This window comes from Paenarthrobacter nitroguajacolicus, from assembly GCF_031455195.1.
Classification (GTDB): domain Bacteria; phylum Actinomycetota; class Actinomycetes; order Actinomycetales; family Micrococcaceae; genus Arthrobacter; species Arthrobacter nitroguajacolicus_D.
Genome location: NZ_JAVDSH010000006.1, coordinates 154,994 through 180,388, shown reverse-complemented (window position 1 = coordinate 180,388; position 25,395 = coordinate 154,994). Strand labels below are relative to the sequence as shown.

25 protein-coding genes are annotated in these 25,395 nt (G+C 61.9%); 21 read left to right on the top strand and 4 right to left on the bottom strand.

All coding sequences use genetic code 11. From position 1 onward, the window contains the following. Positions 1 to 154: 154 nt before the first annotated feature. The 14 genes from J2Y68_RS14690 to J2Y68_RS14625 all read left to right on the top strand — a co-directional run bounded on the left by J2Y68_RS14690 (position 155) and on the right by J2Y68_RS14625 (position 13,562). Positions 155 to 1,270 carry an MraY family glycosyltransferase gene (locus J2Y68_RS14690; protein ID WP_211711542.1) on the top strand — a complete coding sequence of 372 codons (1,116 nt, stop codon included), beginning with the start codon at positions 155 to 157 and terminating at the stop codon, positions 1,268 to 1,270. 119 nt (positions 1,271 to 1,389) lie between these two features. Then, complete coding sequence (locus tag J2Y68_RS14685) at positions 1,390 to 1,878, top strand: hypothetical protein (protein WP_309994488.1); 489 nt, start codon at positions 1,390 to 1,392, stop codon at positions 1,876 to 1,878. Further along, entirely contained in the window at positions 1,865 to 2,200 is a 336-nt protein-coding gene (locus tag J2Y68_RS14680) for a hypothetical protein (protein ID WP_309994487.1), read from the top strand. Before J2Y68_RS14685 ends, J2Y68_RS14680 begins: the two co-directional genes overlap by 14 nt. A gap of 81 nt (positions 2,201 to 2,281) precedes the next feature. Continuing rightward, positions 2,282 to 3,082 carry a F0F1 ATP synthase subunit A gene (atpB, locus tag J2Y68_RS14675; protein WP_309994486.1) on the top strand — a complete coding sequence of 267 codons (801 nt, stop codon included), beginning with the start codon at positions 2,282 to 2,284 and terminating at the stop codon, positions 3,080 to 3,082. A 79-nt stretch (positions 3,083 to 3,161) separates the two neighbouring features. Then, the gene (gene atpE / locus J2Y68_RS14670; RefSeq protein ID WP_009356484.1) at positions 3,162 to 3,365 is read left to right on the top strand and encodes an ATP synthase F0 subunit C; all 204 of its coding nucleotides are present in this window, start codon (positions 3,162 to 3,164) and stop codon (positions 3,363 to 3,365) included. Positions 3,366 to 3,421: 56 nt separating this feature from the next. Continuing rightward, complete coding sequence (locus tag J2Y68_RS14665) at positions 3,422 to 3,979, top strand: F0F1 ATP synthase subunit B (protein ID WP_309994485.1); 558 nt, start codon at positions 3,422 to 3,424, stop codon at positions 3,977 to 3,979. Next, the gene (locus J2Y68_RS14660) at positions 3,979 to 4,806 is read left to right on the top strand and encodes a F0F1 ATP synthase subunit delta (RefSeq protein WP_309994484.1); all 828 of its coding nucleotides are present in this window, start codon (positions 3,979 to 3,981) and stop codon (positions 4,804 to 4,806) included. Before J2Y68_RS14665 ends, J2Y68_RS14660 begins: the two co-directional genes overlap by 1 nt. A gap of 85 nt (positions 4,807 to 4,891) precedes the next feature. Further along, positions 4,892 to 6,529, top strand: coding sequence for a F0F1 ATP synthase subunit alpha (gene atpA, locus J2Y68_RS14655; protein WP_211711786.1), 1,638 nt, complete (start codon positions 4,892 to 4,894; stop codon positions 6,527 to 6,529). A 76-nt stretch (positions 6,530 to 6,605) separates the two neighbouring features. Further along, positions 6,606 to 7,496, top strand: coding sequence for a F0F1 ATP synthase subunit gamma (locus J2Y68_RS14650; RefSeq protein ID WP_211711548.1), 891 nt, complete (start codon positions 6,606 to 6,608; stop codon positions 7,494 to 7,496). A gap of 84 nt (positions 7,497 to 7,580) precedes the next feature. After that, positions 7,581 to 9,032 carry a F0F1 ATP synthase subunit beta gene (gene atpD, locus J2Y68_RS14645; RefSeq protein WP_144649785.1) on the top strand — a complete coding sequence of 484 codons (1,452 nt, stop codon included), beginning with the start codon at positions 7,581 to 7,583 and terminating at the stop codon, positions 9,030 to 9,032. 1 nt (position 9,033) lies between these two features. After that, positions 9,034 to 9,318 (top strand): F0F1 ATP synthase subunit epsilon, encoded by a 285-nt coding sequence (locus J2Y68_RS14640; protein WP_026540143.1) that lies wholly within the window; start codon positions 9,034 to 9,036, stop codon positions 9,316 to 9,318. Positions 9,319 to 9,328: 10 nt separating this feature from the next. Then, complete coding sequence (locus tag J2Y68_RS14635; protein ID WP_309994483.1) at positions 9,329 to 9,760, top strand: DUF2550 domain-containing protein; 432 nt, start codon at positions 9,329 to 9,331, stop codon at positions 9,758 to 9,760. A gap of 5 nt (positions 9,761 to 9,765) precedes the next feature. Continuing rightward, positions 9,766 to 11,064, top strand: coding sequence for an alpha/beta hydrolase (locus tag J2Y68_RS14630; protein WP_309994482.1), 1,299 nt, complete (start codon positions 9,766 to 9,768; stop codon positions 11,062 to 11,064). Further along, positions 11,061 to 13,562, top strand: coding sequence for a bifunctional lysylphosphatidylglycerol flippase/synthetase MprF (locus J2Y68_RS14625; RefSeq protein WP_309994481.1), 2,502 nt, complete (start codon positions 11,061 to 11,063; stop codon positions 13,560 to 13,562). The genes J2Y68_RS14630 and J2Y68_RS14625 overlap by 4 nt, the downstream gene beginning before the upstream one ends. Positions 13,563 to 13,713: 151 nt before the next feature. On the opposite strand, the gene J2Y68_RS14620 is transcribed toward J2Y68_RS14625, so the two are convergent. The 3 genes from J2Y68_RS14620 to nucS form a co-directional block, all read right to left on the bottom strand. Further along, positions 13,714 to 13,917, bottom strand: a complete 204-nt coding sequence (locus tag J2Y68_RS14620) for a cold-shock protein (RefSeq protein WP_018776337.1) — start codon at positions 13,915 to 13,917, stop codon at positions 13,714 to 13,716. A 273-nt stretch (positions 13,918 to 14,190) separates the two neighbouring features. Continuing rightward, entirely contained in the window at positions 14,191 to 15,429 is a 1,239-nt protein-coding gene (gene nagA, locus J2Y68_RS14615; RefSeq protein WP_309994480.1) for an N-acetylglucosamine-6-phosphate deacetylase, read from the bottom strand. Between the two features lie 47 nt (positions 15,430 to 15,476). Continuing rightward, positions 15,477 to 16,172, bottom strand: coding sequence for an endonuclease NucS (gene nucS, locus J2Y68_RS14610; protein WP_309994581.1), 696 nt, complete (start codon positions 16,170 to 16,172; stop codon positions 15,477 to 15,479). A 49-nt stretch (positions 16,173 to 16,221) separates the two neighbouring features. On the opposite strand from nucS, the gene J2Y68_RS14605 reads away from it, so the two are divergent. Both J2Y68_RS14605 and J2Y68_RS14600 read left to right on the top strand, forming a co-directional pair. Then, positions 16,222 to 16,566 (top strand): ATP/GTP-binding protein, encoded by a 345-nt coding sequence (locus J2Y68_RS14605; protein WP_309994479.1) that lies wholly within the window; start codon positions 16,222 to 16,224, stop codon positions 16,564 to 16,566. Positions 16,567 to 16,585: 19 nt separating this feature from the next. Then, the gene (locus tag J2Y68_RS14600) at positions 16,586 to 17,380 is read left to right on the top strand and encodes an alpha/beta hydrolase (protein ID WP_309994478.1); all 795 of its coding nucleotides are present in this window, start codon (positions 16,586 to 16,588) and stop codon (positions 17,378 to 17,380) included. Between the two features lie 112 nt (positions 17,381 to 17,492). Here J2Y68_RS14600 and J2Y68_RS14595 read toward each other — a convergent pair whose 3' ends face one another. Beyond that, positions 17,493 to 18,785 (bottom strand): AI-2E family transporter, encoded by a 1,293-nt coding sequence (locus tag J2Y68_RS14595; RefSeq protein WP_309994477.1) that lies wholly within the window; start codon positions 18,783 to 18,785, stop codon positions 17,493 to 17,495. A 202-nt stretch (positions 18,786 to 18,987) separates the two neighbouring features. Between J2Y68_RS14595 and J2Y68_RS14590 the strand changes: the two genes are divergently transcribed. Genes J2Y68_RS14590 through J2Y68_RS14570 form a run of 5 tightly spaced genes read left to right on the top strand, consistent with a single transcriptional unit; the run spans position 18,988 to position 25,351 of the window. Next, entirely contained in the window at positions 18,988 to 20,736 is a 1,749-nt protein-coding gene (locus tag J2Y68_RS14590; protein ID WP_309994476.1) for a hypothetical protein, read from the top strand. A 38-nt stretch (positions 20,737 to 20,774) separates the two neighbouring features. Further along, the gene (locus J2Y68_RS14585; RefSeq protein ID WP_309994475.1) at positions 20,775 to 21,776 is read left to right on the top strand and encodes a tetratricopeptide repeat protein; all 1,002 of its coding nucleotides are present in this window, start codon (positions 20,775 to 20,777) and stop codon (positions 21,774 to 21,776) included. Beyond that, positions 21,776 to 22,876, top strand: coding sequence for an NADH:flavin oxidoreductase/NADH oxidase (locus tag J2Y68_RS14580; protein ID WP_309994474.1), 1,101 nt, complete (start codon positions 21,776 to 21,778; stop codon positions 22,874 to 22,876). Before J2Y68_RS14585 ends, J2Y68_RS14580 begins: the two co-directional genes overlap by 1 nt. Before the next feature lie 40 nt (positions 22,877 to 22,916). Then, positions 22,917 to 23,798, top strand: a complete 882-nt coding sequence (locus J2Y68_RS14575) for an ABC transporter ATP-binding protein (RefSeq protein ID WP_309994473.1) — start codon at positions 22,917 to 22,919, stop codon at positions 23,796 to 23,798. Then, complete coding sequence (locus tag J2Y68_RS14570; protein WP_309994472.1) at positions 23,780 to 25,351, top strand: transporter; 1,572 nt, start codon at positions 23,780 to 23,782, stop codon at positions 25,349 to 25,351. The genes J2Y68_RS14575 and J2Y68_RS14570 overlap by 19 nt, the downstream gene beginning before the upstream one ends. Positions 25,352 to 25,395 lie beyond the last annotated feature (44 nt).

Below are 25,395 nucleotides of genomic sequence, written 5' to 3'. Positions count from 1 at the left end.
TGCAGGCATGGCGACGGAGTAGTTCCATTTATCCACAGACAGAATTCCACACCTTGAGCTGCCTGGAATTCCCCGGCATCCAGGCGGGGAACCGGCCACGTTCGCTGACCATGGCTTCCGTTCCGGCCAGCGGGCAGCTTCCGGGAGCCGCGTCATGATCATGTATCTGCTGATGGCGCTCACGGCTGCCGTGGTGTCCTACGCGGGAACGTGGGGGGCGCGCGTAGCCGGGAACAAACTGCGGCTGTACCGGCCGATCCGTAGCCGCGACATGCACTCTGTCCTGATTTCCAAGCTCGGCGGCCTGGGTATTTTCTGCGGCTTCTTCGTTGCGTTGGTTGTCGCCAGCAACTCCTTCTTCGTCAAAGACATCTTCAGGCACAACGATGCTCCGTGGGGGATCCTGGCTGGTGCCGTGGTCATCGTGGCCGTTGGCGTGGCGGACGACATCCTGGACATCCGTTGGTGGATCAAACTGCTCGGACAAGGAGCGGCTGCCCTCATCGTCGCCGTCTGGGGCGTACGAATGTCCGTTGTCCCGTTCATCCCCGAACCCATCTTCCTGGACTCCGAGGTGGTCCAGATCGTCCTCACCGCAGGCCTGATTGTCACCACCATGAACGCCGTGAACTTTATTGACGGACTCGATGGCCTGGCAGCCGGTGTCGCAACCATCGGCGGGGGAGCGTTCTTCCTCACCGCCTACTGGGTCCACCGCAACAACCCCTCCACCGACAACTCAGACCTCGCCACGCTTCTGATGGCCATCCTGGTTGGCAGTTGCATCGGCTTCCTGCCCCACAACTGGTTCCCGGCGAAGATCTTCATGGGGGATTCAGGAGCCATGCTGATCGGGCTCCTCATGGCTTCCGCCGGTGTCGTAGCGACAGGTCAGATCGGGTCCGGCCTCTACGACCGCGCAAACGGCATACCCACGGTGGTTCCCATCCTCCTGCCGTTCGCCGTCCTGTCCCTTCCGCTCCTTGACCTCGGAATGGCAGTGATACGGAGGACGGCAAGGGGCCAGTCCCCGTGGTCCGCCGACCGTGGCCACCTCCACCACAAGTTGGTGGACCTCGGCTACTCGCACCGCACCGCCGTCGTCATGCTGTACGTGTGGACCTGCATCCTTGCGTTTGGCGGTGTCGCCTTCGCAGTCTTTCCTTGGCAGGTGGTACTCATCGTCGTCATAGCGGCAGCGCTCGTCATGGCTGCTGTCACGGCGTGGCCCTACTTCACCCGGAACTCGACGAGGCCGGGGGAGCAGTAGATGACGACCGGTTAGAGTCACAGTTCTATCTCATGTAGAATTCTTACTGCGGACAGTCACTCGCCCGTAAATCCCCACTTTGAGAATATGGCACCTGTGCCACGAGGATTGGTATCCCCATGACATCCAACGCCGAAACCGGACGCCCGTCCGGTAAACGTGGTGTTGTTTCGGGTGAGACATCCAACCTCTGGCTCCGATTGCTGTTCTTGAGTTCCGCCGCATCGCTGGCAGGTCTTGCAATCACCTGCGTCGTGGCCTTGTTCACGGACGACGCCCAAGGTGCGCTGTCTGCCGCTTTTGGCGGTGGGCTTGTCATGGTCTTTTTCGCCATCAGCCTACTGATTGGCCACTTCGTCGGCCGCAACAATCCTTCAGGCGCTGTCGGCCTCTTCGTGGCAACCTACTTCGTAAAAGTCGTCGGATTCGCTGTGGTCCTCTTTGCTGTTGGAACTCCGGACTGGCTTCATAGCCGCCTGTTCCTGATAGGCGCGGTTGTTGCTGTCGTTTTGTGGCAAGCTGCGGAAATCTTCGGCTTCAGTAAGGCCCGCCTGCAGATCTACAACGACCCTGCCGAACAGGAGGGTGGTCCGGATGTCTCCGCGTAAGCGCTATTCCCGCCCGTCCCTCGCTGCCCAGCAACGTGCCAACGGTGGTGAAACTGCCGAAGCCGGAAACGACGGCGGATACAACGCCGGCATTGCCGTCTTCAGCTACATCGTTGGCGGGATCATTGTCTGGAGTTTGATAGGCTGGGGTCTGGATAATCTGTGGGGGACCCGCTGGATTGTGCTCCTTGGCGCTCTGCTGGGAGCCGCAGGAGGGTTCTATCTTTCCCATATGCATGGCCTCACCAGGCAAAGTTCTTCTGCTGGTGAGAGCAACGCAGACAGCGGTCCGTCCACGGACGGGGACAGTAATGCCAAATAATTTCACATGGATGACGAATGCGTCCAACGCATCCGGATTTCAACCAATGCCCAATGATGGACACAGCAGAGAGGAAACGCGTTGATCGCGCTTGCGCTCCCCGCCCAGGATTCGGGGTCCTTCACCCCACCCGGAATCGACGAAATGCACCTGCCGGCAATCCTGCCTTGGGGTGCGCACGATGGCTTCTCCAAGCAGATGCTGCTGGTGATCCTTTCGGTCGTCATTATCGCTACATTCTTCATCCTCGCTGCACGTAAGCAGCAGCTGGTTCCAGGCAAGCTGCAGTTCGCAGGCGAGATGGCCTATGGCTTCGTCCGAAACAGCATCGCCAAAGACATTATCGGCGGCAAGGACTTCATCAAGTACGTCCCGCTGTTGTTCAGCTTGTTCTTCTTCATTCTGGTGAACAACATCTACGGCGCCATTCCGGTGATCCAGCTGCCCAGCTTCTCCCATGTTGGTGGAGCCTACGTGCTGGCAGGCATCGTGTACTTCACCTGGATCATCATCGGCATCAAGAAGAACGGCCTGAAGTACTTCAAGCTCGCAACCGTTCCCTCCGGTGTTCCGTGGTACATCCTCCCCATTGTGGTCCCGATCGAAATCATCTCGAACTTCCTGGTTCGCCCGGTCACGCACAGCCTCCGTCTGTTCGCAACCATGCTGGCCGGCCACCTGATCGTCATGCTCGCGGGCTCGGGTATCGAGTTCCTTGTCATGCAGGAGAACGTGCTCTTGAAGGGCACCTCGGTCCTGGTTCTCGTCGGAGCAGTCGCCATGTACATGCTCGAGGCTTTGATCATGGCCCTGCAGGCTTACGTATTTACGCTTCTCACGGCGATCTACATTGAAGGCGCCCTGCACGCCGACAGCCACTAGGCTCCCAAAAACTTCCCCTCGAGGGGATTGAAGTAAACCAAACAACCTGCCACATGGGTGGCATCTTGAAAGGAAAAAAATGGAAGGCAATCTCAACCTCGTAGGTTACGGTCTGTCCGCAATCGGCGGTGGTATCGGTGTGGGTCTCGTGTTCGCGGCTTACATCAACGGTGTTGCTCGTCAGCCGGAAGCTCAGCGTGTGCTGCAGCCGATCGCATTCCTTGGTCTGGCACTGACCGAAGCTCTCGCCATCCTCGGCCTCGTCTTCGCTTTCGTTCTCTAGTCTCCGGCTTCAGAACAAAGCGAATTCCGCAACCGAGTAGATAGGACGGGTGAAATATGAATCAGCTGATCATCTCAGCCGCCACTGAAGGCAAAGAGGCCACCAACCCTCTCGTTCCCAATGTTTGGGAAATGGGCGTCGTCCTCGTCGGCTTTGCGGTCCTCCTGTACATCGTGGTCAAGTTCATTGTCCCGATGTTCGAGAAGACTTTCGCAGAGCGCGCCGAAGCAATTGAAGGTGGCATCGCAAAGGCCGAAGCAGCCCAGGCGGAAGCATCTGCAGCACTCGAAGAGTACAAGCAGCAGCTCACGGACGCCCGCGCCGAAGCCAACCGCATCCGCGAAGAAGCACGCGCCGAAGGCGCCCAGATCCTCGCGGACCTCAAGGCCAAGGCAGCTGCCGAGTCCGCCCGGATCACCGAGCAGGCACACGCTGCCATCGAATCGGAGCGCCAGGCAGCTGTTGTCTCGCTTCGTTCCGAGGTTGGCACCCTGGCCACCACGCTGGCCGGACGCATCGTTGGTGAAGCACTCACCGACGACCAGCGCGCCGCACGCGTTGTGGACCGCTTCCTTGCTGATCTGGAGACCCAGAGCGCAGGTGCAGCTAAATAATGGCAGGTATATCGAGCGAATCGCTGACCACAGCACTGGCGCAACTGGAAGCCAAGCTTCCTTTCGCCTCGCTGCAGTTGGCTAAGGACCTCTTCGGAATCCTGGGAACGGTGGACAGCTCGGCTGGCTTGCGCCGCGCCCTGACTGACCCGTCCCGTACCGGAGACGAGAAGTCGGCGCTGGTCAAGCAGCTGGTTGGCGGGAAAGTCTCCGCTGATGCTGCTGAGATTGCGGGCGGGTTGGCCAGCTCACGCTGGGCATCCGCACGCGATATCGGCGATGCACTCGAGACCCTTGCCGCCACGGTGGTCATTGCCGTAGCTGAAAACAAGTCGGCCGTTTCTGCCTCCGGTATCACGGGGCTGGAAGAGCTGGAAAACGATCTGTTTGCTTTCAACCAGGCCGTCGCTTCCAGCCACGAAGTACAACGTGCTTTGTCTGAGCCGCAGGCATCGCCCGCGGCAAAGATCGCACTGGCCGAGAAGCTTGTTCCTGGCAGCAGCGAGGAAGCCAAGGTTCTCATCAGCCAGGCAGTGACGCAGCCGCGGGGTGTCAAGCCGAGCAAGCTTGTCGAGTCCTTCGCCAAGCTTGCAGCCAAGCGCCAGCAGCGCTGGATTGCAAACGTCAGCGTTACCCGTCCGTTGACGGAAACGCAGGCCAGCCGTCTGCAGGCCGGGCTGAATGCCCTCTACGGCCGCGAACTAAAGGTCAACGTCAATGTCGACCCGGCACTGATCGGTGGAATACGCGTTCAGGTAGGTGACGAAGTGCTTGACGCTTCGGTTGTTGCCCGCCTGACCGAACTCCGCCGCCAGCTCGCTGGCTAGCAGAGACAAAGCACAACTTAACTGATATAAATCCCGGTCATCGTGAGCAACGATGATCACGAAAACAGGAGAGCAGGGACTGCAGATGGCCGAATTGACCATCAACGCCGACGACGTCCGTAATGCGTTGAACGAGTTCGCGGCGTCCTACGAACCCGGTAACGCAGAGCGCGTAGAGGTTGGTCGTGTGACCACCGCAAGTGACGGCATCGCCCGTGTTGAGGGTCTTCCCTCGGTCATGGCGAACGAGCTGCTTCGCTTCGAAGATGGCACGCTGGGCCTCGCCCAGAACCTCGACGTCCGCGAGATCGGTGTCATTATCCTCGGTGACTTCACCGGTATTGAAGAAGGCCAGGAAGTTCACCGCACCGGTGAAATCCTGTCCGTTCCGGTTGGCGATGCCTTCCTGGGTCGCGTTGTCGACCCGCTGGGCCAGCCGATCGACGACCTTGGAGAAATCAAGGCCGAAGGCACCCGTGCACTGGAACTCCAGGCTCCGGGCGTTACCGAGCGCAAGTCGGTTCACGAACCGATGCAGACCGGCCTCAAGGCTATCGACGCCATGATCCCGATCGGCCGTGGCCAGCGTCAGCTGATCATTGGTGACCGCCAGACCGGTAAGACCGCGATCGCAGTGGACACCATCATCAACCAGAAGGCCAACTGGGCTTCGGGCGATGTCACCAAGCAGGTACGTTGCGTCTACGTTGGTGTTGGCCAGAAGGCTTCCACCATTGCAGCCGTCCGCCAGACCCTCGAGGACCACGGCGCACTTGAGTACACCACCATCGTGGCGTCCCCGGCATCCGACCCCGCCGGCTTCAAGTACTTGGCACCGTACGCAGGCTCGGCCATTGGCCAGCACTGGATGTACGGCGGCAAGCACGTCCTGGTGATCTTCGATGACCTGTCCAAGCAGGCCGAAGCCTACCGCGCCGTGTCCCTGCTGCTGCGTCGTCCGCCGGGACGCGAAGCCTACCCGGGTGACGTCTTCTACTTGCACTCCCGTCTGCTGGAGCGTTGTGCCAAGCTCTCCGACGAGCTCGGTGCGGGCTCGATGACCGGTCTTCCGATCGTCGAAACCAAGGCAAACGACGTCTCCGCCTACATCCCGACCAACGTGATCTCCATTACTGATGGCCAGATCTTCCTCCAGTCGGATCTCTTCAACGCCAACCAGCGTCCCGCAGTTGACGTTGGTGTCTCCGTGTCCCGCGTGGGTGGTGCTGCGCAGGTCAAGTCCATGAAGAAGGTCTCCGGTACTTTGAAGCTGGACCTGGCCCAGTACCGCGACATGCAGGCTTTCGCCATGTTCGCATCCGACCTTGATGCTGCTTCCCGTCAGCAGCTGACCCGTGGTGCCCGCCTGATGGAACTGCTGAAGCAGGGCCAGTACTCGCCGTTCCCGGTCGAGAACCAGGTTGTCTCCATCTGGGCCGGTACCAACGGCTACTTGGATGATGTTCCGGTTGAGGACATCAGCCGTTTCGAGTCCGAGTTCCTGGAGCACCTCAAGCACCAGTCCTCCATCCTGACCACGCTGGCCCAGACCAACGTCCTGGATGACGACACCGCTGCTGCACTGAAGGAAGCCATTGTTTCCTTCAAGAAGGGCTTCTTCGGCCAGGGCGACAACCACTTGGTTGGCGCAGGCCACGAAGAGCACGCAGCGATCGCCGGCGGCGACGTCGACCAGGAAAAGATCGTCAAGCAGAAGCGCTAGTTTCGATAACCTGCCCTGCCGGGGTCCGCAAGGGCCCCGGCAGGGCAGCACATCGGGAACATAGGAAAGGATAAGTATGGGAGCCCAGATTCGGGTCTACCGTCAGAAGATCAGCTCGACGACGTCGATGCGTAAGATCTTCAAGGCGATGGAACTGATCGCTACCTCGCGCATCGGGAAGGCCCGCGCACGCGTAGCAGCTTCACTGCCTTACGCGAACGCCATTACCCGCGCCGTTTCTGCTGTCGCAACTCAGAGCGAAATCGATCACCCTCTGACCACGGAGCCGGAGCAGATCCGCCGTGCCGCTGTCCTGATTATTACCTCAGACCGCGGCCTTGCAGGATCCTACTCGGCCAGCGTGCTCAAGCAGGCTGAAGGTCTCTTCGAGCTTCTTCACGCAGAAGGCAAGGAAGTCAAAGCGTACCTCGTTGGCCGCAAGGCGCAGGCGTACTTCGATTTCCGCAACCGGTCATACTCCCGTGTATGGACCGGCGGCACGGACGCACCGGAATTCGAAACCGCCCAGGAAGTCGGCGCTGCACTTTTGGAAGACTTCTCCACAGACTTCGAAGAGGGAGGCGTGGACGAGATCCACGTCGTCTACACCCGCTTCAAGTCCATGGTGACGCAGGAACCTACGGTTATCCGTTTGCTCCCGCTGGAGGTCGTCGAAGAGGAAGCAGCCTCGGAGTCCGAGCTGTTGCCGCTGTACGAATTCGAACCGGAAACCGAGCAGGTGCTTGATGCACTGCTCCCGCGTTACATCGAATCCCGCATCTTCGCAGCAATGCTGCAGGCTGCAGCTTCCGAGCTCGCTGCCCGCCAGCGTGCCATGAAGTCGGCCGGTGACAACGCTACGGATCTGATCAAGAAGTACACGCGCCTTCGCAACACGGCCCGCCAGGCCGAAATTACGCAGGAGCTTTCCGAAATCGTGGCCGGCGCCGACGCTCTCGCGTCCTAGCCCGCAGCTGTTTCGGTTGTAAAGCCTTACCTGCAACAACAGATAAACTTAACCCCACGCCATCTACTGAGTGAAGTGAGAGAGATGACTGCCACTGCTACCGAACACGTAGCAACGGCCGGTGCCACCGGCCGCATTGCCCGTGTTATTGGTCCGGTTGTCGACGTCGAATTCCCGGCTGACGCAATCCCGTCGATTTACAACGCTCTGACCACTGAGATCACCCTCAATGGGCAGACCAAGACCATCACGTTCGAGACCTCCCAGCACCTGGGTGACAACCTCGTTCGCGCCATCTCCCTGCAGGCTACCGACGGACTTGTCCGCGGTACCACCGTGCAGGACTCCGGCGCACCGATCTCCGTGCCCGTCGGCGACGGCGTCAAGGGCCACATCTTCAACGTCCTCGGCAAGCCGTTGGACGTCGAAGAGTCCGAGATCAAGGCTGACGCCTACTGGCCGATCCACCGCAAGGCTCCGGCCTTCGCTTCCCTCGAGGGCTCCACGGAGATGCTCGAGACCGGCATCAAGGTCATCGACCTTCTCACCCCGTACATCAAGGGTGGAAAGATCGGCCTGTTCGGCGGCGCCGGCGTTGGCAAGACCGTTCTGATCCAGGAAATGATCACCCGTGTTGCACGCAACTTCGGTGGTACTTCCGTCTTCGCCGGTGTTGGCGAGCGTACCCGTGAAGGCAACGACCTCTGGGTTGAAATGGAAGAGGCAGGCGTCCTGAAGGACACCGCCCTTGTGTTCGGCCAGATGGATGAGCCGCCGGGAACGCGCTTGAGGGTCGCTCTGTCGGCGCTCACCATGGCGGAGTACTTCCGCGATGTCCAGAACCAGGACGTGCTGCTCTTCATTGACAACATCTTCCGCTTCACGCAGGCAGGTTCGGAAGTTTCCACGCTGCTCGGCCGTATGCCGTCCGCTGTGGGCTACCAGCCGAACCTTGCTGATGAGATGGGTCTGCTCCAGGAGCGCATCACCTCCACCAAGGGTCACTCCATCACGTCGATGCAGGCCATTTACGTGCCTGCTGATGACTACACCGACCCGGCTCCGGCCACGACCTTCGCACACCTCGACGCGACCACGGAACTTTCCCGTGAAATCGCATCCCGTGGTCTGTACCCGGCCGTTGACCCGCTGACGTCGACTTCCCGTATCCTGGATCCCCAGTACATCGGCAAGGACCACTACAACACGGCTGTCCGTGTAAAGCAGATCCTGCAGAAGAACAAGGAACTCCAGGACATCATCGCCATCCTCGGTGTTGACGAACTGTCCGAAGAAGACAAGATCGTCGTGTCGCGTGCACGTCGCATCCAGCAGTTCCTCTCCCAGAACACCTACACCGCCAAGCAGTTCACCGGCGTCGAGGGCTCCACTGTGTCCATCAAGGACACTGTTGAAGGCTTCACCGCTATCTGCGACGGCGAGCTGGACCACATTGCAGAGCAGGCGTTCTTCAACGTCGGCGGCCTGGATGACGTCGAGCGTAACTGGGCCAAGATCCAGGAACAGACCAAGTAGTATGGCTGAGCTCGAGGTTGAGATTGTCGCAGCGGACCACTTCGTGTGGTCCGGGGCGGCCAAGATGGTGAAGGCCCGCACCAGCGATGGTGAAATCGGAATCCTGCCGGGCCACTCGCCCCTCCTGGCCATCCTGGCCGAGGGCGAGCTGGCAATCCAGCCGGTTTCCGGAGACCGAATTGCGGTAGTTGTCGACGGCGGATTCTTCTCCGTTGACAACGATCGCGTGGTCATTGTTGCTGACAACGCCAAATTGGGCGAAGCGGCTACAGCGGGGATCCGATAGCAAGACCTTGATGGACGATTCCCTTATTCCGTTCATCGCCTTGGCAACAGCGTTTACGTTGCTGATCATTTCACTGTGCCTTTTCGGGGTGCGCCGCTTCAATCTGCGGCGCGCCCTGGGCACGGTCGACGCCTCCATTTGCATGGCTGGAAACAGCTGGCTGATGGGGGTTTGTCGTTATCAGGACAATGAGCTTGAGTGGTTCCGCTTGATGTCGCTGAGTGTGGTCCCGAAGTACAAGTTCACACGCAGCTCACTGGAGTTGCTCGGGCGACGCCAACCGACTGAGGATGAACTCGTGAGGGTTCAACCCGGCGTCGTGGTGGTCGAATTGCAGTACGAAGGTACCAAGTTCATGCTTGCCATGAATTTTGATGCCTATACAGGACTATCGTCCTGGCTGGAGGCCGGACCGGTCATCGGCGTGGGAACCTGGCGATAGGCGACATGGACTTCCTTTCGGATGTCAGCCTCGTTGATGGGCCCTTCATATGGTTCTGCGTCGCTTTCGGAGCCGTTGGTGGCTTGTATCTGCTGTGGCGCCGCCAGCGGTCCTGGCCTGTAGTCGTGGTGGCCTGCCTTGTCCTGGCTGCAGGGATAGTGGCCCTGGTCCATTGGATCCTCATCGATCTCATGGCGGCCTTCTCGGAGAACCTGCCATTTGAGACTTTGGCCTGGTCTGTTCTGGCTGTCACCGCCATCCTCCTGAGTATTGCCCGCTTCCCACGGAACGTTGCCAAAGGCCGTGTGCTCGGTTGTGTAGCGATGCTGGGCGTAGTCCTTTTATGCGTGGTCCAAGTCAATCTCTACTTTGGACTCAATAAGACCGTGGCCGATTTGCTCGGCACGGCAGTGGCGCGGATACAACCGCTGGAGTCCAGCCTCAAACGGACAGCGGGCGGTGTCCCCGCCTCGTCACTGAGTGCATGGAAAGCCCCCGATTCCCTGCCTGGTGGCGGAATCCTGCGCAAGGCCCACATTCCTGGTACGGCTTCGGGCTTTGACGCCCGTGACGCCTACATCTACCTTCCCCCTTCCTACTTGTCGACGCCCAGGCCCAGCCTGCCGGTGCTCATACTCTTTGCCGGGCAGCCCGGGGGCCCTACCGATTGGTTGACTGGCGGCCGGCTCCGGGCGCTCCTGGACCGATTCGCCGAGGAACACGGTGGCTTGGCGCCAGTGACGGTAGTGGTGGATCCCAACGGGTCAGCGAATGCGAACACCATGTGCATGGACAGCAACATCGCCCACGTGGATACATACCTTTCCCAGGACGTCCCAAGCTGGATCAGCAGCACTTTGGACGTCTCTACTGACCACAAGCAGTGGGCTGTTGGCGGATTCTCTTTCGGCGGCACCTGCGCGATGCAGCTGGGAACGCTGCACCCGGACTTGTTTCCTTCAGTTGTGCCGTTCTCTGCCGAGCGCGAGCCTGCCCTTGCCAAGGATCGAGGCAAGACCATTGCGGACTCCTTCGACGGCGATGTTGAAGCTTTCGAGTCCAGGACGCCTTTGGTCCTGATGGCTGAGCGCACGTTTTCCGGGAGCGGCGTGTATTTGGTTTCAGGCGAAGCGGACCACGAGTTCACTGGATACATGCACGAACTTGCCGAGGCTGCCAGGAACGCGGGATTCGACACCCAGGAGCACTCCATTGCCCACGCCGGGCATTCCTGGGACGCCGTGATCGAGGGGATGCCAGGGGCTCTCGGCTTCCTGGCAACGCGGTGGGGCATCCCGCAATGAGCCTCGCCCTCAACCGTGTGGTGGTGCCGGCGATCAGGCAAGCGGGCAGCCACTTGCGTTCAACGCCTTTCACCCTCATTGTCCTGCTGCTCTTCATAGTCCTCTCCATAGCGTCCGGAAGCCTGCTGATGGGACCCCCTGAGCCTTGGCTTCCGGTGGCCGGGGTTTCGCTTGATGGACTGAGGGCGGGGGAGTGGTGGTCCATCTGGACTTCCCTGTTCTTCACCACGAACCCGCTTGCCTACGCCACAGCCATCCTCATGATGTTGTTCCTGCTTGGTTTGGCAGAGCGGCACTTCGGTCCCCTCAAGACGGCGGGCGTCTTCCTTGGCGGCCAGTTCGCCTGCGTTTCCGCATTTTTGCTGGTCACCCAGATAGCCCGCCCGGCCGACGACGGCTGGCTGTCGCGAATGGCCGATACGCGGTTGATTGGTCCTTACGGCGCCATCCTGGCCACGGCGATGGCGGCAAGCGCACTGCTCCCTACGTTGTGGCAGCGACGCCTGCGTACGGTGACGCTCTCCATTTCGTTGCTCCTGCTGCTATACGTTGGCCACGCAGAGACCGTTGTGGGTTTCCTCGGTGCGCTGATTGGCCTCGCCGCCGGGTGGTGGATGCAGAGCAGCCAAGGCCACCTCCACCTTCACCGGTCCACGGGCAGGGAAGTGCGTAACCTGCTTTCCTTGACCATGGCGATCTTCGCGGTGGGGCCGATCGTGACGGCAGCAGCGAAGAGCCCCTCGGGGCCGCTGTCCCTGCTACGTGACGTCATCCTGAATCCGTTGCCCACCCTGAGCCAGCTAGAAAGCAGCTGTGGCGGAACCATCGACGTCGCGTGCCTCGAGACGGGACGGCAGGCGTATACGGGGCCCTTCGGACTGGCGCTGGCAGTGGTGCCGGTGGTGCTCCTGCTCATTTGCGCAGATGGCATGAGGCGGGGACGCCGGCTGGCCTTGGGGATCGCGATCGGAGTGCAGTTGGTAGTGGTCGCGTTGTCGGCAATCTATCTGGCTCTCTTCGCCGGAATGCCACGGGCGCAGGGACGGCCGCACGTAGGAATGCTGAACACAGCGGTGGTGCACCTGATTCCGCTGGTGCTGGTTCCCTTGGTTCTCGCCGTCCTGATGTTCGTGTACCGGGGCCACTTCAGGGTGGCGTCCTCGGGTCGGCTTCGCCGGCGGGTTTTTTGGTGGGTGGGGCTGACGGGTGGAGCGCTCATCCTTGCCTATACAGCCGTTTGGCTGGCGTCGGGAGGCATGGACCGCGACGGCGGACTGCTCGGGCTGGCGGCCGAACTTGCCCGCCAGTACCTGCCGGTGCCGCTGCCGGGCGTCTACCGCAAGGTCTTTGCGGACCGCGATGTCCTTGAAGTCTTCCTCTTTTCCTACTCGGGCACAGTCTTTTGGCTCGTGGCATTGGCGGGAGTCTGGGTCCTCTTGGTCCGTGGGCACCTGGCAGGGGGCCTGGACCACCAGTCGCGGCAGAAGGCCCGGGCGTTGGTGAAACAAGGCGGTGATTCATTGTCATGGATGGCGCTGTGGGAACCCAACAAGTACTGGTTCACCGCAGACGGCAACGGGGGAGTGGCCTATCAGCAGCATGGCCACGTTGCGCTGACCCTTGCCGGTCCCCTCGGCCCCGCTGAACACCACGTGGCTACGGCTGAGGGATTCCTTGAATTTTGCTCCCAACACGCGCTGATCCCGTGCTTCTACTCCTGCACCGACGAGTTGTGGCCCATGCTGCAGTCCAAGGGTTTCCGCAGGGTCGCGGTGGCCCAGGAAACCCGTCTCCGGATCAGGGATCTGGAGTTCCGGGGTAAGGAGTGGCAGAACGTCCGGACGTCGCTCAACCGCGCCGCCAAACGTGGAATCACAGCCAGCTGGGGGCCCTATTCGGAGTTGCCGCACGCGGTACGCGCCCAAGTCAGCGAGGTTTCCGAAGAGTGGGCTGCGCAGAAGAAGATTCCCGAGATGGGCTTTACGCTCGGTGGCCTGGACGAGCTTGAGGATGACGACGTTCTTTGCTGTGTGGCCGTGGACGAGGCAGGTTTTGTGTACGGGGTGACCAGTTGGCTTCCGGTGCACCAGGACGGCAAGGTTGTCAGCTGGACGCTGGACTTCATGCGGCGGAGGGGCGATGCCTTTCCAGGGGTGATGGAATTCCTCATAGCCTCGGCCGTCCTGCACCTGCGGGAATCCGTGGAAGTGATCTCGTTGTCAGGTTCCCCCCTTGCCCGCGAGAAAGGCGAAATCGAGCAGCAGGCGAAAGGCCTTGCTGGAATTCTCGACGTGGTGGGGCAGGCGCTGGAACCGGTTTATGGATTCAGGTCACTGGCGTCCTTTAAGTCACGATTCCAACCTGAGTATCGGTCGTTGTACATGTATTACCAAGACCCGCTGCACCTTCCCGCAATGGGCCGCGCCCTCAGTCGCGCGTATCTGCCGGGATTGTCGGTCCGACATTCTGCGAGGCTTCTTCGAACCCTGGTTGGTTGAATTGTCAACGCCCAATGGAGGTGGCGTTTCGCATTCCTTCACGCTTTGTCATCTACGCCTGAATAGCTGCTCCCTTAAACACGTTGACCCCGGCTGGTAAGCCGGGGCCAACGTTGTTGTTCCTGCGGGACGCAGAATTCAACTGGTAAGGCTAGACGACAGTAACGCCGGTTGCCTGGGGGCCCTTGGCACCCTGACCGATCTCGAACTGAACGCGCTGGTTCTCATCGAGGGTCTTGAAGCCACCGGTCTGGATCTCGGAGTAGTGAACGAAAACGTCCCCATCCGAGTCATCCGGGGTGATGAAGCCGAAGCCCTTTTCAGCGTTGAACCACTTGACGGTTCCCAGTGCCATGTATTTCTCCTCATTATGGAAAAGCAGTCCGATACACCTCGTACCGGCTTTGTTACTCCGCGAGAAGACCATGGATTCCCGCCGGGCCAGGCCCGGCTGGTTTCGCAGGAGCTTCACGCTCGCAACTCGTCTTGCGAGCATGAAAAACACCTACACAAAGACTGCTACAACACTTTCATGTGCCCTGCCGGAGGTCAACGGTCTTTTGGGCAATTCGGGAAAATTTTCGGTAAAAAGAAGGTAACGCGAACCCCGTGAATTCACATACCGACTTTACTGGTCCAACCATTGCCCGTTGCGAAGCACGCCGGTAAGTTCCAGGTCTGCGTTGGTTACAACGACGTCGGCACGCAGTCCGCGGCGAAGCCCGCCTATTTCGTCGGAAAGCCCCAGGACGGCGGCCGGGACCGCTGTTGCCGAACAAATGGCGTCAGGAAGTGCGACGCCGGCTGCCACGGTTTTGCGGACCACCTCAAGGAGGGTTGCGGTACCTCCCGCAATCGACCCCGTCGCATCCAGTGTTGCCACTCCGTCGCTGACGGTTACGGGCGATGGGCCGAGCATGTAGCTCCCGTCAGAGAGACCGGCAGCCGCCATGGAATCAGTTACCAGGACAATGTTGGCGGCACCTACCAGCTGGAAAACTGTCGCCACCGTGCTGGGATCCAGGTGGGTACCGTCCGCGATGAGCTCCACGACGGCCTTGCCTTCCTGTGCCATGCGCAGGCAGGCAGCGACGGGGCCGGGCGCTCGGTGGTGGAGGGGCGGCATCCCGTTGAAAAGATGGGTGACAGTGGGAAGCGAGCTGACGCCGTCGAACCCTGCCGACTCAAGTCCCTCACGGGCTGCGGCCAGCGACGCCGCCGCTGTGGCGTCGTCGCAGTCAGTGTGTCCCAGCGATGGTGTCACGCCGTGGGAAGTCATCAGGTCCACCAAGGCCCCAGCGCCGGGAAGCTCCGGTGCGTAGGTCATGGTGGCGAGCTTGCCGTCAGCTGCGCCAACAAGCTCAGCCATGAGCTCGAGGTCCGGCTCCAGGAGGTAGTCGGGGTTTTGGGCGCCGCAGCGCGCGTGGGAGAGGAAAGGGCCTTCGAGGTGGATCCCGGCCACGAGGCCTTCGTCCACCAGCTTCACATACAGTTCAATGCCGCGAAGCAGGTCCTCCCGGGGCGCGGTAACCATGCTGGCGAGGAAGGTGGTGGTACCCGAGCGGTGCAGGAACTCCACCGCTTTGCGTGCCGACGCCTCGTCGCCCCCGGGAAAGTCCCCGCCGTTTCCGCCGTGGCAGTGGACGTCGATGAGGCCGGGGATCAGGTAGCTGCCGCTGGGCACCCCCAAACGGATGGCGCTCTGGAAACCCTCGAACGCCTCGGGATCGAATCCATCAGCAGTACCCGCATAGGCGATCCTGTCGCCGTCGATGGCAAGCAGGCCGTCTTCCACCACCTCGCCGTCAGTGACCAGCGTTCCCTTGATGATTTGGTGGCTCGGCGCGGAAGAAGTGGCGGCAGTCATGGTTTCGATTCTAGTGGCCCAACGCACAGTCCCCCGAAGGGAGGGGCTTAGAAGAGCCGGGACTCGCTGTCATCCACGCCGCGCATCGCGTCATAATCCAAAGTGACGCAGTCGATGCCGCGATCGTTGGCAAGGACTTTGGCTTGCGGCTTGATTTGCTGGGCGGCGAAAATTCCGCGCACGGGCGCCAGCAGGGGATCGCGGTTGAGCAGTTCAAGGTACCGGGTCAATTGTTCGACGCCGTCGATGTCGCCGCGCCGTTTCAGCTCGATGGCCACCGTGGCTCCGTTGGCGTCCCTGGCCAGGATGTCCACGGGACCGATCGCGGTGTAGTACTCGCGGCGAATCAGGGAGTAACCCGTTCCGAGGGTTTCGATCTGCTCAGCAAGCAGCCGCTGGAGGTCTGCTTCGACGCCGTCCTTAATCAGGCCAGGGTCTGTGCCCAGCTCATGGGACGTGTCGTGGATTTGCTCGTAAATGTTGATGATGAGGCGGTCGTCGGTTTTAGCGGATTGGACGGTCCACTGCTCCACCACCCCTTCTTCAACCTCGGTCTCTTCCGGTGAAGTCACCCGGAGGGTGGCGGGCGGGCTCATCCAGTTCAACGGCTTGTAGGAACCACCGTCCGAGTGCACCAGCACTGAGCCGTCCGCCTTGACCAGCAGCAGCCGGGTGGCGAGGGGGAGGTGGGCCTTGAGGCGGCCAACGTAATCAACAGAACAACGGGCTATGACGAGTCGCACCCGCCCCACAATACCGCCTGGAACCTGGTGGCTGGGGCAGAATGGAATCATGCCCCGCTCCAACCGTCCCCGCCGCAACGCGTCAGGTTCACGTTCGGGCGGCAACGGCGGCAAGTGGTCGGAGCCGGTGCCGGAACTGGACCTGGAAAGGGCCCGCAGCGGCATTGCCCGGCGCGAAAGCGCACCGGACGGGGACTGGATGGTGCGGACCATGACAGCCAAAAAGGCTGAAAAGCAATACATCTGCCCGGGGTGCTCCACGGCGATCCTGCCGGGTATCGCCCATCTGGTGGTGTGGTCAGATAGCCACTTGTTCGGCCAGGCCGCAGGGCTGGCCGAACGCCGGCATTGGCACACCAACTGCTGGACTTCGCGGACTTACCGCTACCGCTGATTCGCATAGGCTTGGAGGCATGACTTTCGATCCCGCTTCGCTTGTTTTCACGCCACAGGATGCGCCTTCCGAGATCCGCGCTTCCACGGTCCTGCCCGCCCTGCGCGAGAATGTGGAGTTCACCACCGAGGACGGCAAGGTACTGAGGGGGGAGCTCGCGCTTCCGGAGTCCGGGGAAATCAGCGCCACCTTGATCACCCTGCATCCGCTGCCTACGCACGGCGGGTTCATGGACTCGCATGTCTACCGCAAGGCTTCCTACAGGCTCCCGGCTTTGGCTGGTGTGGCAGTGCTTAGGTTCAATACCCGCGGCACGCAGTCGCCCCGGGGGACAAGCGACGGACAGTTCGAGGAAGGCGTTGGTGAGCGCTACGACGTCGAAGCAGCAGTGCGGTTCGCCGTGGAGCGTGGCCTGCCAAACCGCTGGCTGGTCGGGTGGTCCTTTGGTACCGAACTTGCCCTGATGTACGGAGCGGTGGAGCCGGTCGCTTCACAGATCCAAGGGGCCGTCCTGTTGTCGCCGCCGCTGCATCGTGCCACAGACGTCCATCTCAAAGAGTGGGCGTCGTCGGGAAAGCCGCTGACAGTCCTGGTGCCTGAACACGATGACTACCTGCAACCTGCCGAAGCAGCACAGCGCTTCAGTTTGGTGCCGCAGGCCCGGCTGGTCGGCGTCGACGGCGCAAAGCACCTTTGGGTGGGCGAGAAGTACGCGGCGCGAGTCCTGGATGAAATCGTCGACGACGTCACTCCAGCAGGTGCCGGCGTGGACGGCCTGCCCCGACTGTGGGCGGGGCCGGTTGCCAGCGTCTGATCGGGCAGCCAGCGCCTGATCCGGTCGCCAGCGCCTGACGAGGCGGTCCTTGTACAGCTAAGGCCCCTAAACCTCGGGTTTAGGGGCCTTAGCTGTACAACAACGCGGGCGGTCAGTGCCGGTCTTGGCGGACGATGAAGACTTCCTTGATCAGCAGCATGATGGCCGCGGCCGTGGGGATCGCGATCAGGGCACCCAGCACACCGAGGAGGCTGCCGCCCGCGATCACGGAGATGACGGCAACGGCGCCGGGAACGGCGACCGCACGCTGCATGATGCGGGGGGAGATGAAGTAAGCCTCGAACTGCAGGTACGCGAAGTAGGCGATTGCGTAGACAACAGCGGTCTGCCATCCGGCGGTGAGTGCCACGAGGATGACCACGACTGCGGCGATCAGCCCGCCTACCAGCGGAATGAACGCGAGCAGCAACACGACGAACGCGAGGAGCACGCTGAACGGGATGCCAAGGATGGTCATCACAATGAAAGCGAAGATCGCGTTCAGGAGCGCAACGCAGGCCTGGCCGATCACGTAATTGCCCACGGAATCGGTGATGGCCTCCGACAAAGCCTCGACCCTGGGCCGGCGGGAACGGGGAGCCAAGCGGTAGGCCCACTTCTTCATGGACGGCAACGCTGCCAGGAAGTACAGGCTCAGGACGAGAACTATCAGGGAACCGAACAGCCCGTTGGCCACTGTGGAACCGAAACCGACAACTCCGCCGAAGATGCCACCCATGGCTTCCGGGTCCTTGACGAATTTATCCAGTTCGGTGGTGATGCGGTCCCTGACGCCGAACTGGCTGTCGGCAGTGCGGAAGAAGTCCGAGTCGAGGAAACCGCGGATCCAGTCCGGGGCCTGGCGCACGATTTCCGAAACCTGTTCGACGATCGTGGGAATCAGGGTGGCGAAGAAACCGGCGACTGCCAGCACCAGCACGGAAACGGAAATCAGGATACCGGCGGGGCGGGGGACTTTGCGGCCCTCCAGCCAACGGACCACGGGGTCAAGTCCGAGCGCAATGAAAAGGGCCGCAACGATCCAGAGGATGAGCTGCGTGGTGTTACTTGCGATATAGAACACTGCAAGGGCAACGCCGACGCCGGCGGTCCCCATGAACCCTACGTACAACGGGTGTTGGGACGACATCCGCGGCCCGGGGGAGCCGAAGCCGTGATCGTCTTCGGGGCGGAAGTCCTCACGGCCGTCGCTGCCTTCTTCCTCGGGAGGCATTTCGAAGCGGACGCGGGTACGCGCTCCGGGAATCGGCTGCCTCAGCCTCCGGCTGATGGCGGCGAGCCGCCCTGTGCGGACAGGAACCGTCGCGGCGGGTCCTTCTGACGGGGCCTCCACCGCGCTTGACCCGGGCTCATTGGCGGGACGGGGCTCCAACGGTTCTTTCACGCGGTTTTGCTGCCTTTTCATTGGTGGAACGGGGCTGATCCGGGCGCAGGAGGATCCTGCATTCATGATCATCGCCACACTATCAGGACCGCGGAATCACGCTGCAGCGGCGCCACTGCGGGCTTTTATGGACCTTGCCGGCATCGGCCCGATCTGACTCTCTGATAACAAAACGGTTACCCTTGAAGTTCAACGACCGCTGATGATAGGTGATCCTGTGCGTTTGAAGACTGCAGCCTTGCTGGTGCTGCTGGGCCTGCTGACGATGCTGGCCGGCATTGGCCAGCTGACTTTTTGGGCTCCCTCCGAAACCGTGACGGCTTCGGTTCCCAGTGATACCAAAGCTGCCCCGCTGACCGTGATCGACCAAAAGTTGATTGCACTCCACGACGGGCCGGTGAAGATCAAGATCCAGGGCGAAGGTAACTTCATGGTTGCCACGGGGCGTCCGGACGACGTCGACGCCTGGGTTGGTAAGACTGCCCACACCACCCTGACGGGCGTGGCGGCGGACCAGAAGTCCCTCGAGGTGTCCTCGGCCGACGGCGAGGCCACTGCGCCTTCTCCGGCAGGATCCGACCTTTGGGTCAGCACCGAAGACGCCAGTGGCGAACTGGACTACACCTGGAACCCGCCGGCTGATGGCGAGTGGTCCCTGCTGGTAGCCAGCGACGGAACCAAGCCCGCGCCGTCGTCCATTTCCATGACTTTCCCGAACAACGCCACTACGCCTTGGGCCGTGCCGCTGATTGTCCTCGGCATCATCATCATCCTGGTGGGTGCTGCCCTTCCGTTCGTCGCCAAGGCCCTTAGCAACCGCCGCAGGGACGGCGATGACCACGGCCCAGGCAAGGGCGAAGAAACGACGACGCTGCCTGTGCAGCCTCCTGCTGCCGACACGACGCCTGGCCGTGGAACCGAAAAAGAGGGCCCGGCCTTGCGCGTCACCGTTGTCGCGGCCGCGTTGGCAGCCGTCATGGTGGGTGGCACGGCCGTCGCCGCGCAGGCCACCAGTTCGCCGCAGCCTTCTGCCAGTTCAGCCCCGGCAGCCGCGGACGGCGGCACTCCTGTGATGCTGGAATCCCAGTTGCAGCGGATCCTGGAGCAGGTTGCCAGTACCGTTGATGCAGCCGATGCCGCCAAGGACGCAGCAAAGCTTGCACCGCGCGTCGACAAGATGGAACTCCAGGTCCGTACCGCGAACTACAAAATCCGGTCCACGGTCTCCGCCTACGAGCCCCGCATGCCGGTTCGTGCCACCAAGCTGCAGAGCAGTGTCATCAGCACCAAGCGTGACTGGCCCCGCACGGTCTTCGCCCTCACCCAGGGCGAAGGAAACGTGGTGCCGCAGGTCCTGACGCTGGTTCAGTTGTCCCCGCGTGAGAACTACAAGCTGTGGGGCAGCGCTCCGTTGCAGCCGGGCACCAACTTCCCTTCCTTCCCGGTACCCCGTGAAGGAACCGAGCCCGTTCCTGCCAGCGACAGCACCGGACTCGCCTACAGCGGTAACGAGGCATTGGGAATCCTTGGCGAAATGTTGACTAACCCCGAGTCCCCTAACCGGAGCAAGCTGGCAGACGGGCAGTCCTCGCCTTACATTGCCGGGGCCCTGGCGTACCAGGCAGATACGGTGAAGAACGGCACCAGCGCCAACTTCAAGTTCACCCACACCCCCGTCACCAACCAGACGGTCGTGTTGCGCACGGCCGACGGTGGCGCGCTGGTGGTTGGGCGGCTGGACTTCGCTTTCGAAGGCACGCCGAAAGCTGCCGGTGACAAGCTGTTGCTGGAGGACGATTCCGCGGTCTTTGCCGGAGGCAAGGAAACCACGACCGGCATGGTCCTGAACTTTGCCGAGTCCGTTGCGGTCTACATTCCGCCGGCAGGCTCCGCTGATCCCATGAAGCTGGTTGCAGCTACGCGTGGCCTGGTGGGAGCCAGCTTTAAGTAGGACATTCCCGTGGCAGGGCAGCGGCTAGAGTGGACGGTATGAGTTCGCCCGGATACCGACCCACTCCAGCCGCTGCCAGCCAGCTCAACCTCCGCGGTGCAGTCGACCTTTCGTCGCTGCGCCGCCCGGCAGCGCCGCCCGCGCCGCCGGCTTCCACGTCACCGGATGGTGGCACCGCCAACGGCGGCGCCCCTGGTAGCGGTGAGTCGAGCAGGGCACCCCTGCGGGTGGAGGCCACCGAAACCAATTTCCAGGATCTGGTGCAGTTGTCCGCCCAGATTCCTGTGCTGTTCCTTCTCTGGTCGCGATATGCGGCCGAATCGCCTGCCGTCCTGGAGGCTTCGGAGCGGGTTGTTGAAAGCTACGGCGGTCGCCTGGTGCTCGCAGCGGCCGACGTTGGCGCTTTCCCCCAGCTTGCGCAGGCGTTTCAGGTCCAGGCTGTGCCCACCGCTGTCGCCGTGATCAAAGGCCAGCCGGTTCCCCTCTTCCAAGGACCCGCAGATGATGCGCAGATCCGGGAGCTCGTGGAGGAACTCCTCAAAGTAGCTGCGGCCAACGGCGTCACCGGGAGCATCGGCGACGGTACCCAGCCGGAAGGGACGGACGAGCCCGAACCGCTTCCGCCACTTCACCAGGCAGCGATCGATGCCATTGAGGCGGGCGACTACGCTGGAGCGGCAGCGGCCTGCAAGCAGGCCCTCCTGGAACAACCCGCAGACGCCGATGCCAAAGCCGGATTGGCCCAGGTGGACCTCATGGCGAGGTTGGAGAGCCTGTCTGCTTCCGACGCCGAAAGCCTCCGCGACCTGGCTGCCCAGGAACCGGACAATATCGAAGCCCAGCTGGCCGTGGCCGACCTTGATGTTTCCGGTGGGCACATCGAGGACGCATTCAACCGCATCATCACCTTCATCGGCCGGAATTTCGGTCCGGAGCGCGAGACGGCCAGGGTGCGCCTCTTGGAACTCTTCGAAGTTGTCGGGACGCAGGACGAGAGGGTCGCCAAGGCCCGCCAAGGTCTCGCCAGGGTGCTCTTCTAGTGCCGTCCGCACTGTTCTCCCCGCTGCAGTTGCGTTCACTCACGGTCCCGCACCGGGGCTGGGTTTCGCCTATGTGCCAATACAGTTGCCATCCGGAAACCGGGGAAGGCGTCCCCAACGACTGGCATCTGATGCACCTCGGTTCTTTCGCCGCGGGCGGTGCAGCGCTGATCATGAGCGAGGCCGCTGCCGTGAACCCCGAAGGCAGGATCAGTCCCTTGGACGCTGGCCTGTACTCCGATGAACAAGCTGCGGGCTGGGAGCGGATTGTCCGTTTTGTGCACGCACACGGTGCCGTGGACTGCAGGATTGGGGCGCAGCTGGCGCACGCTGGCCGCAAGGCATCAACTTATTGGCCTTTCTCCGGCCACTCTGGATCCGTTCCCACATCCGAGGGCGGCTGGGGCACGGTTGGGCCCACCACGGACGCGTTTGACGGCTATGCTGCGCCGGCCGCCATGAGCGAAGCAGAAATTTTAGGGGTGGTGGCTGATTTTGCGGCCGCAGCCTCCCGCGCCGTTGCCGCAGGGTTCGACACCGTCGAGATCCACGGCGCCCACGGTTACTTGCTCCACCAGTTCCAGAGCCCCCTGATTAACACCCGGACCGACCGCTGGGGTGGTGACGAGGATGGCAGGAACAGGTTGATGCTCACCGTGGTGGACGCAGTCCGGGAGGTCATTCCGGATTCGATGCCACTCCTGCTGCGGATATCGGCTTCTGACTGGGCCGAAGGGGGAGTGGACGTGGAAGCTTCCGTCCGTCTTGCCCGCGCTGCGGCTGAGCGTGGTGTGGACCTGGTGGATGTCTCCAGCGGCGGTGCCGTGGCCCACCAGAAAATCCCGGTTGCGCCGGGATACCAAGCAGGGTTCGCGGAGCAGATAAAGCGCGACGCCGGTGTCCCCACCGGGGCAGTTGGGCTACTTACCAGTCCCGCCCAGGTCGAAGATATCGTGGCCAATGGGCGTGCGGATGCCGTCTTCATGGCTCGTGCCGCACTGCGTGATCCGCACTGGTGGCTCAGGGCTGCCTATGAACTGGGACATGACATTCCCTGGGTGCCGCAATACCAGCGAGCAGTGCCCCGCCACGGCTTCTAGGACCCCGGCAGGTACACGTGAGCGAGGTTAGGCTGGTCACATGACGGAACCACGCCATGAACCCACGCCCACATCCACTTCACCGCACGCTCCCGGGCCGCAAGCAAGCCAGCCACCACAGTCCAGCGCCGCGCCGCTTGGATCGGGTGGTTCTCCAGCGGGGGGCGCCCTTGCCGCCCTCTCTATTCGGGGCCTGGCCAAGCGTTTCGGCGAAAAGATCGCGGTCGATGGCGTGAGCCTCGAAGTGCCTGCCGGTTCGTTCTATGGAGTGGTCGGTCCGAACGGTGCGGGCAAGACCACCACCCTGTCCATGGCCACCGGTTTGCTTCGGCCTGACTTTGGGACGGCGTTGGTGCACGGCGTGGATGTCTGGACCAAACCCCTCGAGGCCAAGAAGCTCATGGGTGTCCTTCCTGATGGTGTGCGCTTGTTCGACCGCCTCACGGGCGAGCAGTTGGTGACCTACTCGGGCCTGCTGCGCGGCATGGACAGGGACGTTGTTGGCACCCGTGTCCCTGAGTTGCTGGCCGCCCTTGACCTGCAGGCCGATGCCGGCACGTTGGTGGTGGACTACTCGGCCGGCATGACGAAAAAGATCGCCCTCGCCTCGGCGCTCATCCATGCCCCGCGCCTTCTTGTCCTTGACGAGCCGTTCGAATCGGTGGATCCAGTCTCAGCCGCCAACATCCGCGGCATCCTGGAAAGCTACGTGGCTTCCGGTGGCACGGTCATCGTGTCCAGCCACGTGATGGACCTGGTGCAGCGCATGTGCAGCCACGTCGCTGTGGTTGCCGGCGGTCGGGTGCTGGCGGCCGGTTCCGTGGACGAAGTCCGTGCTGGTTCCACCTTGGAGGAGCGTTTCGTTCAGCTGGTGGGCGGCGGACACAGGACGGAGGGGCTGGAATGGTTGCGCACCTTCTAAGCCTGAAGTGGCGTTTGCTGCTCAACGGCTTCAAGCGCAGTCCCTGGCAGTTGGTGGGCATGGCCCTCGGTTTGCTCTACGCGCTGGGCGTTCTGTCCCTTCTTGTGGGTGGCCTGGTGGCGCTGCGCTGGGCTGATGCCGGGATCGCGCACACCGTCGTTGTGCTGGGCGGCGCGGTCACTGTGCTGGGATGGGCCATCATTCCGCTGGTCGCTTCGGCAGCTGACATGACGTTGGATCCCGCACGCTTCACCACTTTCGCGATTCCGCCAAGGCAGCTGCTGACTGGCCTGGCGCTTGCAGGATTCATTGGTATTCCGGGACTGGCCACGCTGATTGCCGCCCTTGGGACTGTCGGGACCTGGTGGAGGAGCGTCCCGGCCGTATCAGGGGCGCTGTTGGGCGCGGTCCTTGGCGCTGTCACCTGCGTGGTGCTGTCCAAGGTGGTCACCACGGCCACAGCTGGCCTGGCGTCCTCACGGCGTTTCAAGGATGTCAGCAGCATCATCGTCTTTATCCCCCTGGTGCTGCTGGGTCCCATCATGGTGGGGATAGTTGATGGCGTTCGGGGGAGCGCGGAGTATCTTCCGGCGCTGGCCCGGACGGTGTCCTGGACGCCTTTTGGCGCTCCGTGGTCCTTGGGTGGAGATCTTGAGGCGGGCGATGCTGTTGCTGCCGGCATTAAGCTCCTGATCTCGGTGGCCACCATCGCTGCCCTGCTTCTATGCTGGCACCTGTTGCTGCAGCGTGCGTTGGTCACTCCGCCGTATTCCGGAGGTTCGGCGAAAAAGGGCGGAAAGCTTGGACTGTTCGGCCTTCTTCCGGGGACGCCGTCGGGTGCAGTTGCGGCACGTGCTTTGATCTACTGGTTCAAGGACCCCAGGTACGCGGCATCCTTGGTGATTGTTCCGCTGTTCCCGGTCCTCTTCTTTTTTGCCGGCTCGCAAAGCGGTGGCTACGGCCTGCTGATGATCCTCGGACCGTTGACGGCCTTCACCATGGCATGGTCGATTTGCGCTGATGTCTCGTATGACAACACGGCATTTGCCCTCCATCTTGCCGCTGGAGTCCGCGGCCTTGATGACCGTCTGGGGCGTGCCTTGGCTTGCCTGACCATCTCGCTTCCCGTTGTCTTGCTCTTCACCGTCGCACCGTTGTTCGTCACTGGGGACTGGCAATGGTTGCCGAACCTCCTGGGCCTTTCGCTGGGCACGCTTTTCACCGGACTGGGACTATCTTCGGTGATTTCGGCCCGCTACAACATAGCCGTTCCGTTGCCGGGAGACAGCCCCTTCAAGAAGCCACCGGGAAACGTTGCCCAGACCCTGGCCGTGCAGGCAGTGGGGATGGGCCTCCTGGGCCTTCTGCTGTTGCCTGAGTTGGCGCTGGTGGCTGTCCAGGCTTTCAGCGGTGGTACCGAGGCTGGCTGGATCAACCTGGCGGTGGGTCCGTTGTTGGGGATGGTCCTCTTCGTGGTTGGCGTGCGCCTTGGCGGAAAATGGTTGGACGCCCGCGGGCCCGAAATGTTTGCCCAGCTCAGCGTGAACCGCTGATTCCGTAACAACCATGCCCATAGATGGGACATGGGATAACCTCT